Origin of the sequence: Fibrobacter sp. UWP2 (assembly GCF_900141705.1) — a bacterium.
Taxonomy (GTDB): Bacteria; Fibrobacterota; Fibrobacteria; order Fibrobacterales; family Fibrobacteraceae; genus Fibrobacter.
In genome coordinates, this window is the sequence record NZ_FQYM01000053.1 from 1 (window position 1) to 8,041 (window position 8,041).

An 8,041-nucleotide genomic window follows, 5' to 3' on the forward strand; every position below is an offset into this window, starting at 1 on the left:
TTGCTTGGTGTTTTTTTGCTGAACCAAATTTACAAGTTGGAGACCACCTTTTTCTTTTTGGTTGCAGAAATTTCAACTAACTTTGGGGCATCTTCAAAAACGAATGTCAATAGCGTTGAATGTTTGAAAAAAGAGATGCTCCGTTAGGAACACCTCTTTAAATTTTATTCGAGGATGTCATCCCCGCGAAGGCGGGGATCTCCTTTACTTCAGTTCCTTCAGCGCCGCCTCATTCTTCGCGATGATGTCCATCTGCGTAGCAAGCTTCGTCCTTTCGGCGTTTACCACAGCTTCGGGGGCGCCGCTCACGAACTTTTCATTCGAAAGCTTGCGTTCAATCGAAGCGGCGAATGCCTTGGCCTTCTCGATTTCCTTTTCGAGGCGGGCGATTTCTGCAGCCGGGTCGAGGATACCTTCCAGCGGGATGTAGAGTTCGCCACCGGGAACCACGGCGCTGGCGCTGAACTTCGGCTTGGCGGCCTTCACGGCGACGCTCAGGTCGGCAAGTCCCGAAAGTTCGGTGATGATTGCCATGCAGTCCTTAACGCTGGCTTCCGTTGCGGCATCGTCGACGCTCACCACGGCGTTCAGCTTGGTGGCGGGGCTCACGTTGTAGCGGCCACGCACGCCACGCACGCTTTCCACCACGGCGAATGCCTGGTCGAATGCGGCTTCGATCTTCGCGTCGATGAGCGATTCGTCGGCCTTGGGCCATGCGCGGCTAATCACCATTTCGCTGCCCTGGAACAGGATGCTGTTGAGCTCTTCGGTAATGAACGGCATCACCGGGTGGAGCAGGTCGAGCACGTTCTTCAGCACGTAGCTGAGGATTGCCATGGCGTTCTTCTTCTCGGCGGTGAGCGTTTCGCTGTTGATCACGGACTTCTTGATTTCCAAGTAGCTGGAGCACACGTCGTCCCACACGAAGCGGTACAGGAACCCGGCGAGTTCGGCGAAGTGGTATTCTTCGAGCATGCGGGTGGCGTCCTTGATGGTCGTCTGCAGGCGGCTCAAAATCCACTTGTCTTCGAGCGCGAACAAGTTCTTGTCCATCGGGAGCTCGGCGGCAAGAGCGCCGGCCTGTTCGAGCTGCGGGTAAAGGAAGCGGCAGGCGTTCCACAGCTTGTTGCTGAAGTTACGGCCGATTTCGAACTTTTCGCTGGTGTTGATTTCGCGGCCATCCGGCTGCTTTTCCTTCTTCACCGGCAGGCGCACGTCTTGGTTGTCGGTGCAAAGGCTTGCCATCACAAAGCGCAGAGCGTCGGTACCATACTTCTCTTCGATATCCATCGGGTCCACGCCGTTGCCCTTGGACTTGCTCATGGTCTGGCCATTGCCGTCGAGGATCTTCGGGTGGATGTATACCGTATGGAACGGAACCGTGCCCATGTTTTCCTGGCTGAAGAGCACCATGCGGGCGACCCACAGCGTAATGATGTCGCGGCTCGTCACGAGCACGCTGGTGGGGTAGTAGCGCTTGAGCGTGTCGGTGTTTTCCGGCCAGCCCATTGTGGAGTGCGGCCACAAGCCACTGGAGAACCACGTGTCGAGCACGTCTTCTTCCTGCTTGAGCACGCGGCCAGGCACTGCGTCTTCCTTGAGGTCTTCTTCCTGGCTGCACACCAGGTAGCCGCCGTTTTCGGCCTTGTAGAAGAAGATATCGTCGCGGCCCGCGAATGCGGCCTTCAGTTCGTCTTCGCTAGCGTCCGTGTGCCAGATAGGAATGCGGTGGCCCCACCAGAGCTGACGGCTGATGCACCAGTCGCGCTTTTCGGCGAGCCAGTCCAGATACTTGTTGGCGTAGCGTTCGGGGATAATCTTGATTTCGCCCGACTTCACGGCGTTCATCGCGTTTTCGGCGAGCACGTCCATCTTCACGAACCACTGGTCGCTGAGGTACGGCTCGATAACGGTCTTGGAACGGTCGGAGTGGCCCACCTGCATCTCGTGGTCTTCCACCTTGATGAGGAGTCCGAGTTCCTCGAGACCAGCCACCACGGCGTCACGGGCGGCCTGGCCCTTGAGGCCCTGGAACTTGCCGGCATTCTCGTTCAGGCTGCCGTCGTCGTTCATGATGTTGATCATCGGGAGCTTGTGGCGCAGGCCCGTCGCATAGTCGTTCGGGTCGTGGGCCGGGGTCACCTTCACGGAACCCGTACCGAAGTCCTTGTCCACCAAGATGGCGTCGGCAATCACCGGGATTTCGCGGTCAACGAACGGCACCTTCAGGGTCTTGCCGATGAAGTGAGCGTAGCGTTCGTCGTTGGGGTGCACGGCGAGGGCCGTATCGCCCATGATCGTTTCCGGACGGGTCGTAGAGACGGGGATGAATCCCGAACCGTCGGCCAGAGGATACTTGAACGTCCAGAAGTGGCCCTTCACGGTCTCGTAGTAGATTTCGTCGTCGGCGACGGCGGTCTGGAGCTTGGTATCCCAGTTCACCAGGCGCTTGCCGCGGTAGATGAGGCCCTTCTTGAACAGGTTGAAGAAGGCATGGCGCACGGCCTTCGCGCAGACCGGGTCCAGCGTGAAGCGCTGACGGCTCCAGTCGCAGCTGACGCCGAGGCTCTTGAGCTGCTTCGTAATGCGGGCTTCGTATTCGTCCTTCCATTTCCAGATGCGTTCCACCAGGGCGTCGCGGCCAATGTCGTGGCGGGTCTTGTGTTCGTCCTGGAAAAGGCGCTTTTCGACGACTGCCTGCGTGGCGATGCCCGCGTGATCCGTACCCGGAATCCACAGCGTGTCGCGGCCCGTCTTGCGGCGGTAGCGTACCAAAATGTCCTGGAGCGTATCGTTGAGCGCGTGTCCCAGATGGAGCGCGCCGGTAACGTTCGGGGGCGGAATCACGACCGAGAACGGTTCGCCCTTTCCGCTGGGTGCAAAACTGTTATTCTCAGCCCAGGTCTTGTGCCATCGGGCTTCCACATCTTTAGAATTGTAACGAGTTTCCATAGTGCGGGCAAAAATAGAAATTTTTGCGTATGGAAACTTGTGACGATTTTGCTATCAGTACATGAAATATGCCTTTTTCGGCAGGTTCTTTGTGTTGCTCTGATGGCGTCCCTTGAGGTCGGTCAGCTTGTTGGCACGGTTGTTGTTCGGGCTTGAAATGCGCGCGCCCACGATGGCGGTGGTTCCGCCTTCATCGAGCAGGCCCGCGATGACTTCGGCGTTTGCGCTGAGGTTTGCCTTGTAGGGGATGGTCGCGTCTTTCAAAAGCTTGTCGCCGGTGATGGTGGGCTCGGGCGTTTCGCTGTCACCGATTGTGAGGCCCGCGACGGTGAAGGTCGCTTCTTCGCCGGGGAGTAGGCCCTTGAGCGATTTCTCGCTGCGCACGCCGTTCACGGTCACGTAGGCATTGTGGTACAGCGGTGCAATGCCGATGTTCTTTACGCGCACCGCTGCAGAAATCTTGTTGACTGCGTAGCCCGTGATTTCGAACTTGTAGCCCGCATAGGAACTGGCCTCGTACACGCGTTCCTTGGTGGCGTAGCTGCCTTTGGGCGCGTCGTTGCCTATCACGTAGGTCATGTGGTATTTGGCGGCGGCATCTTCCCAGGTGACTCCGTAAAGGCCTGCCGGGTTCAGGAACTCGCGCTGGTCCTTTTCGGTGTAGTAGCTGACTTCGCCTCCGCCGGGAGCGGTTTTCCAGCGGTCCGTACCCAGGTCGCGCCAGTTACGCTCGTTGTCGCCATTGCCCTGCGAAATGTCGTGCTCCGCGTGCATGAAGGAGTCGTCAAAGAGCCCGAAATTCAGTGCGAGCAGGGTCTTGTTGCCCGCGACGGGCGTGTAGTTGTTGTCTGCCGCATCGATGGAGATGCTCCACGGGGTCTCTTTGAACAAACTATCAAGATGCGTCAGGAATTCGGCCTGGTAGTCCTTGGTGGCGAAGTTGACTCCGAAATTGAGCTTGGTGCCGTAGATGTGGTATTCGCCCCAGTGCCCGAAACCCGCCTGCACGAATGCGATACGCGGGTCGTTGTCGTATTTCGCGGCAAAGTCGGTGTAGAACTGCTTGTAGAACCACAGGAGTTCCTTATTGCTCCAGTCGGCATAATACGTGGGGCCGTCGCCGCCCGGGTCTTCGGAATACGTCTCGGTGTAGGACTTGTTCGCCTTGATGTAGTTGGGGACTGCAGTGGCGCCCTTCACCTTCTCGGTGCAGCCCGATGCGTTCGTGATGGTCGCGCTCGGGTACTCGATGCGGAAACGCACGATGGCCTGGTGCCCGCGACTCGCGATATCGTCGAGCATCTTTTCAAAACTGCTCCAGTCGTAGTCGATCTTGTCGTCGGTCTTGCCCTTCACCACGGCGCAGGGGAGGCAGTACGAGAATTCGAGCGAAATCGAACCTTGCAAATTCTTCTGGTCTTTCGCCTGGTCGGGCCAGAACACGATGCCCTTCATGGGTTCGAGCGTCTCGATTTCTTTGTTGAGCGCGACGGAGCGGTCCGCCGCGAATGACATTGCGGCAAGCATGCCTGTTGCCAATGCCGCAGTTGTGATAACGGGGGCGGCGCCCGCGAGATATTTTTTCACCATAATCCACACACCTTTCGGGAAAAGACCCGATGTTATTAATCTAATACAGAATTTGCGTAAAGTCAAGTAAAAAAACGGGTCTTTTACGGTTCGAAAATACGGATAAACTTCGGTTTGCCTTTCACGCTCTTGCCGAGGGCGTCCACCTGCTTGCCGGTGGCGTTTTGCTGGCGAATTTGCTGTGAGGTGCGGACCTTACGGGCGTATGGAATTGCGTCGGTTGAACCGTTGTGCAACACGACTGCGATGCTGTCGAGGATCGGGTTGCCGGTGCCTTCGATGTAGTCATGCGAAACTTCCCACACCATAATGCCCGCGTAGCCGTTATCCTTGACCCAGCGGCTCTTGACGGCAGAAGAATGCGGGTCTTCGAAGGTCACGTATCCGGTGCTCGATACTCCGTAAGGTGACACGGAGACGCTGTCAAAGAAGAATTCCCAGTCGGGGTTTGCGACAATGTCCTTGTATGGTACTTGTTTTGCGGTGCCCTTGGTAAAGTCGGTGCCGGGACCTGTCGCTCCTTCAAACTGAAATCCGAACGAGGGAATTCCGAAGACCATCTTTTCGGTAGGAACGCCGCGTTTTTTCCAGTAGTCATGGGTCTGTTCCCACGACCAGGTGGTATAACCGCTGTGCGGGTAGAGCGGCGAATCGAACATGGCTTTGTCGTCCCAGTCGCCGGTGATGTCGTAGGTCATGAATCCGAGCCAGTCCAGGTTTTTCACGAGGACTTCGGGCGTGAAGAATTTGCCGTAATATTGCGAGCAGGGGAGCGCTGCCGAGAGCGTCTTGCCTTCGGGGAGTGCCGCGCGGAGCTCGGTGAGCAGTTTGTTGTAGGCGATGGTGTCTGCATCGGGTACGGGGTTGTATTCCCATTCCCAGTCCATGTCGAGGCCGTCTAAATTATGGTCGGCGACGAACTGCACGAGGTTCGCGATGAACTTTTGGCGGAGCGCGTCGTCCGATGCGACGGGCACGAAGTTTTCGCTCTGTCCGCCACCGCCGAGCGATACGATGACCTTTGTTCCTGCGGCATGTCCGAGTGCGACCATTTCGTCGAGAGCGCTCGGGTCGTCTGCGGCGTCGCCACGCAGGCTTCCGTCGGTATCGGGTGTAATAAAGCTCCACAGCACGTGAGTCAGCTTTTCGTATGGCACCTTGTCCACGGTGTAGGCGGGCTTGTGCCATTTTCCCCAGTCGGGGTAATAGCCGATAAACAGCGGGGCTGCCCATGCGGAGTAAATACCCGCGAGTGTCAAAAAAAAGAGGAAAAATGCCTTCATGTTCCTAATATATCCTTTTTTGGGGTGAATAGTCCCGTGTTGAGATAAAAGGGACGAAATGTTCCATTTTTGCAATGGGCAAAACTTGTGTAAATTGCATTTTTTCTTGAAAAAAGACGTTTTTGAGGGTACAATTTGGGTATGCATATCAGGAAGTCTTTTTTCTGGTGTGTGGTTTGTTTAGGATTGGCATGCGTGGTGGCATGCTCTGATGACTCTGGCACAGGGACGGACGACTTTGAACCTGTAGGCTCTGCGGAACCCGTAGTCATTATCGACGAGAACGGGAATGAGGTCATCGTTTACAGTTCAACATCTATTGACCCGCAGTCGGCTGGCTCGCAGCCTGCGCTTTCGCAGCAGGGGCTGGAACCTGCGTCTTCCTCCTCCCAAAAGGACGACAAGTCGCACGAGGGACCGCTCACAGGCGAGGACCCGCACCAGGTTGTCGTAGATACGGCGCTCCCGTTCGTGGGGAGTTTCCCGGTGGTATTCTCCGAAGTCTCGCCCAACAACGCGAACTTCAAGGACAATGACGGCAATGACCCTGGCTGGGTGGAACTCTACAACACCTCGGATTCGGCGGTGAGCCTAAAGGGAGTCGCCCTGAGTAATGATGCGAAATACCCGCGCCGCTGGGTCTTTGGCAATGCGACAATGCCCGCCAAGAGCCACATGGTGGTGTTCCTTTCGGGCAAGAACTACCCCGACTACATTCCGCCTTCAGATTCCGTCAACATGGTAGGCACCGATTGCAGTTCCGAGGAGTCGGCGGGCGGCGGCATGTGGGGTGGTAATTTCCCCGGCATGGGCGGGGACTTTCCGGGCATGGGTGGCGGCGCCGGTGGCGCAGGTGCCGCAACGGGTGCGGCTTCGAGCAACGTCTCTAACCTGACGGGTAAAAGTGCCCTCTGTTTTAGCGAGAACGGGACGAACATGGTGGGTGCTACCCTCAAGGTGGCGCAGGGCGGCTCCTATTCCCGCGTGGTGGTGAAGGCGAACAATGCAAACCTCTCAAAAATCGACCAGCTTGTGGTGCGCGGCTTTTTCACCAAGAACCACAAGATCCGTGTGAACTTCAAGGAAGGCGATTCGCTCAGCAAGTGGAGCGGCAAGAATTTGCGTGGGACAGGCGATACAAACTCGGTATATTACGTGCGTATCGCCGAGAACGCAAGTGACGCGAACCTCTCGCGCGTGACGGCGACGACTTTTGCCTTCGAGACGCAGGGAAGCGAGTCGACGACTTTCAAGGTGACGTCTTACATCGCGCGCAAACGTGGTCACGAACCGCATACGACGTTCAAGGCCGAAGACAGCGGCGCCCTGTACTTGGTGAGCGAGGATATGGGAATCCTCGACTCCGTGCGGTTTGGCAATATGCCGACGGGGGCCTCGTGGTCGCGAGACGCGGCGGGCAAGTGGGGTTATGCGGCGCCTTCGCCGTATGGCAATGCGGCGGGCGAGGTGTTCCCCGTGCAGGCGGGCGACGCGTCGGCCGCGGTGAACATTCCAGCTTCGGGATTCTATTCTTCGGCAGTGACGGTCACATTCCCGGCGGGCACGCGTTGCGAGCAGGGCGGAACTGCGCCGACCGCGAATTCCCAAGTGATGCCGCAGACGCTCACCATCAATGCGACGACAGTTCTCCGTTGCCGTGCCTATGCCGAGGGTTCTTACCCGGGTGAAGAAATTATCCGCACCTATGTTTTTGAACAGCAGCCTTCGCTTGCTTCGATATTCGTGACGACCGATCCGCTTTCAATGTTCAGTCCCGATTCCGGTCTCTACATGACGGGTAACGGAGCGAGCATGATGGACCCGAAGAAGGGTGCCAACTACTGGAGCAACCGCGAACTCCCGGTTTACGTGGAACTCTTTGAACCCGGCAGCCCGCGCACTCCCGCGTTTGGCATCATGGGCGACTTCAAGGTTACTGGCCAGTATAGCCGCGCAAAAGAAAAGAAATCCTTCTCCGTGACAGTTCGCGAAGAATACGGTGCCAAGCGCCTCAAGTACCCGCTGTTCCCGAGCAACCCGGAGCTCAAAAAATTCAAGGCGTTCTCGGTCAGGAACTTTGGAAACAACTTTGGCAGCGATTACCTGCGAGATCGTATTGGCGAAGATGCCCCAAAGTTAGTTGAAATTTCTGCAACCAAAAAGAAAAAGGTGGTCTCCAACTTGTAAATTTGGTTCAGCAAAAAAACACCAAGCAA

4 protein-coding genes are annotated in these 8,041 nt (G+C 56.8%); 1 reads left to right on the forward strand and 3 read right to left on the reverse strand.

Translation table 11 applies throughout. From position 1 onward, the window contains the following. Positions 1-204 precede the first annotated feature (204 nt). From BUB55_RS13425 to BUB55_RS13435, 3 genes are all read right to left on the reverse strand, one after another. Positions 205-2,952, reverse strand: coding sequence for a valine--tRNA ligase (locus BUB55_RS13425; protein WP_073192351.1), 2,748 nt, complete (start codon positions 2,950-2,952; stop codon positions 205-207). 54 nt (positions 2,953-3,006) lie between these two features. Next, positions 3,007-4,542 (reverse strand): hypothetical protein, encoded by a 1,536-nt coding sequence (locus BUB55_RS13430; protein ID WP_073192353.1) that lies wholly within the window; start codon positions 4,540-4,542, stop codon positions 3,007-3,009. Positions 4,543-4,625: 83 nt separating this feature from the next. Then, on the reverse strand, positions 4,626-5,825 hold the full coding sequence (locus tag BUB55_RS13435; protein WP_073192355.1) for a glycoside hydrolase family 18 protein: 1,200 nt from the start codon (positions 5,823-5,825) through the stop codon (positions 4,626-4,628). A 171-nt stretch (positions 5,826-5,996) separates the two neighbouring features. Here BUB55_RS13435 and BUB55_RS13440 point away from each other — a divergent pair, with 171 nt between their 5' ends. Beyond that, positions 5,997-8,012, forward strand: coding sequence for a lamin tail domain-containing protein (locus tag BUB55_RS13440; protein WP_234971948.1), 2,016 nt, complete (start codon positions 5,997-5,999; stop codon positions 8,010-8,012). Positions 8,013-8,041: the final 29 nt, after the last annotated feature.

Coding starts and splice junctions, on each gene's coding strand:
- BUB55_RS13425 (WP_073192351.1), bottom strand. CDS start 2,952: ATGGAAACTCGTTACAATTCTAAAGATGTGGAAGCCCGATGGCACAAG.
- BUB55_RS13430 (WP_073192353.1), bottom strand. CDS start 4,542: ATGGTGAAAAAATATCTCGCGGGCGCCGCCCCCGTTATCACAACTGCG.
- BUB55_RS13435 (WP_073192355.1), bottom strand. CDS start 5,825: ATGAAGGCATTTTTCCTCTTTTTTTTGACACTCGCGGGTATTTACTCC.